This window comes from Pectinatus frisingensis (genome assembly GCF_015732285.1).
Classification (GTDB): domain Bacteria; phylum Bacillota; class Negativicutes; order Selenomonadales; family Selenomonadaceae; genus Pectinatus; species Pectinatus frisingensis.
On record NZ_WIQU01000008.1, the window covers coordinates 1 to 2,965 of the forward strand.

The window sequence follows — 2,965 nt, forward strand, 5'->3', positions numbered from 1 at the left end:
GCTTTTATTATATCAGTCCAGTGGGACAGCATCGTATTTAATGGACACCTATAGCATCAATCTAAAAATCATCTGCAGTTGACCATAAAAATTATCACATTCCGAGGTTTTTAATACAAATAAAAGATCTGTCTATATGGCAGATCTTTTTTCTGTAACTTTTAAAATAATAAAAAAATCACCCCCAGGAACGCGCCCATTTATCTATTTCTGACTACGCACATCCCCTTTTACTCAACCAGCCCAATACTATTCACATTTGAATCATTTTTTAAAACCTTGGCCCAAGACTACAAATATGCCGCATGATTCTCATAATACTTTTGATTGTCAATGCCGGACGAAATTTGAGCCTGTATACCTTCTTATTGTATTTTTGCTCACCTCAAAATGCAACTTAGGGTCCATAATGGACCCCAAGTTCATTTCTCATAACAAATTTATGCCATCTCAGTGATACGATCTAACTTTTGAAAAAAATGACAAAAAAAAACTTCTTGATGATAAACATGTACAAAAATGAAATAACCTTCCCCTTAATTCCTCTACCTTTCAGATACAGTCAAGCAGAATATTATTTCATTCGACTCTGAATATCTTCTACAGATGGTAACTGCTCCTTTAATTCATCTGGAAGATCACTTGTAACTCTATATTCACTCACACCAATGGGTTTGCTCATATCCTTTAGTGAATATTCAGCAACCAAATCATTCTTGCTCTTACAAAGTAAGAGCCCAATGGAAGGATTATCTATGTCTTTTTTTAGCATTGCATCAACTGCTGACAGATAAAAATTTAATTGTCCCGCATATTCCGGTTTAAATGCGCCTGTCTTCAACTCAATGACAACATAACACCGAAGGTTCAGATTGTAAAAAAGCAGATCTATGAAAAAGTCATCTCCACCAACATTAAGATGGTATTGATTTCCTAAAAATGCAAAACCTTTTCCCAGTTCTAAAAGCAGCCGGGTAACATTTTTGACCAGTGCTTCCTCAATATCTCTTTCAATCATATCTTCCTTAAAGGTTATAAAGTCAAATATATAGGGATCTTTCATTGTCTGCTGTGCCAGCTCACTCTGGGGAACCGGTAGGCGATGATCAAAATTCGAAACCTTATCAGCAATTACCTGCCGTTCATAAAGCTTACTCTCGATTTGATGTACTAGAACATTACGTGACCAAGCATTTTCAATGGATTTTCTCGCATACCATATATGAATATCTCGATCTTTTATTTTATCTAAAAGAGTAATATTGTGATACCATGGTAATTGTGCAAGAACCTCTTGCACAATTACACTATCTGGAAACACAGTTGCAAGCTTGGCCATATATTTTAAATTACGAACAGAATATCCCTTCGCTGCTGGGAATTCCAGTTTTATGTCCCGTGATAAATTGTCAACAAATTTATTTCCCCATGATTTATATTCATTGATAACCTGACCGATATGATAATACAACAAGATAAGCGTACTATTAACACTTAAAACTGCTTTATACTGTGCTGCTTTAATATCCTGTTTTATAGCCTCAATCGTCTTTAGATACTCACTATCATCTATTAGCAATGACATGTTCTTCCTCCAAGCATATTATTCTCACAATATATTCTATTTTTAACCAATCTATTGAATATAGATTAACACATCACACAATATTTTTCTATGAGTTACAAAATTTGTATATTATTTACGACATTTTATAAAAATTACTCATTCCCTCAAATGGCAAGTTTCCATAATTATGATATACCTCTGGATGACGGCGAAAGCAGTCCCTGTCAGGTTCCTGCCACCTTAGCGCTAGCAAATAGGTCAAAAATATTAACAACTTTAAGAAAGTATTCTTATTTTAGCGGATAAAGTTATAAATAGATATTTCCAAATGCATCAGGGGGTCCATTATGGACCCCCTGATATATATAAGCGCCGAATATAAAATTTTAAAACCTAACTGCATTTCATTTTAATATACATTTTTATCATTTGGATTTACAATTTCTGCATTTTTTCTGGCGAACTACCTTTTGTCTGTTCCTGCATCTGTTCAATAATATTCGTAATTTGCTCCATTTCCCGCTGAACCTGCCGCTCACGCTCCATAAGTTTTTCATATTCTATTTGAAGAAAAACACTCTCCTGTTGAAAAGAATCTACCGTTTTATCCGAAGCAGCCATAACGTCTTGATTAGAGCTTGTTTTCCCCTGTACGACCTGCAAAATCTGCAGATTTTCCTTAAGATTGAAAAATCATTATACATTGCTTAGGCTTTTGCTCTTTCATCTAGCAATATTGAAGGACCATCACATTTGCAGATAACCTCAAAAGACTTTTCTTGTCAAACTCAACTTCCTGCTTATCTATGTACTTACCACCTCCCATTTTTTCAAGAAAACTTTCTACTCCCGCAAGGGGGAACTTAAGAACCTCTGTTTGAAAGTGCATTGGAATAATTAATGAAGGATTCAACAAATTTGTAACTTCTATCGCCTGCTCAGGTCCGATAGTAGCAAATCCGCCTACTGGAAGCAACAAAATGTCAACTTGACCTATCTTCTCCACCTGCTCAGGAGTTAATATATGTCCTAAATCCCCGCAATGACAAATATGAATACCATCTACAATAAACTTGTAAATCGTGTTTTTCCCGCGTTGCGTACCATTCTCCTCATCATGAAACGTGGCAACGCCTACCACGCCAATCTCCTTATGAGAAAATTTTCCAGTCTTATTTACATGAAAAAATTCTCCCTGCATCGCTTCGGTATAATTATGATCAAAATGATCATGACTTGTAGAAACAATATCTGCAGCCACTTTCGGTACTTTATAACCTACAGTCTTGTCAAAGGGGTCCATCAAGACACTTACACCATTATCGGCGGTAATTAAAAAACAAGAATGTCCAAACCATTTAATTTTCACTTTTATATTCTCCTTATATAATATATTTA

3 protein-coding genes are annotated in these 2,965 nt (G+C 35.2%); all 3 read right to left on the reverse strand.

The genetic code is table 11. The annotated features are described in order from the left end of the window. Positions 1-574: 574 nt before the first annotated feature. Complete coding sequence (locus tag I6751_RS00995; RefSeq protein ID WP_196590639.1) at positions 575-1,585, reverse strand: PDDEXK nuclease domain-containing protein; 1,011 nt, start codon at positions 1,583-1,585, stop codon at positions 575-577. 417 nt (positions 1,586-2,002) lie between these two features. After that, on the reverse strand, positions 2,003-2,230 hold the full coding sequence (locus I6751_RS01000; protein ID WP_196590640.1) for a hypothetical protein: 228 nt from the start codon (positions 2,228-2,230) through the stop codon (positions 2,003-2,005). A gap of 64 nt (positions 2,231-2,294) precedes the next feature. Further along, the coding region (locus I6751_RS01005; RefSeq protein ID WP_231037829.1) for an MBL fold metallo-hydrolase at positions 2,295-2,965 on the reverse strand (671 nt) is incomplete at its 5' end.

What these genes read in the sequence shown, in the direction of transcription:
- I6751_RS00995 (WP_196590639.1), bottom strand. Translation starts at nt 1,585, where the DNA reads ATGTCATTGCTAATAGATGATAGTGAGTATCTAAAGACGATTGAGGCT.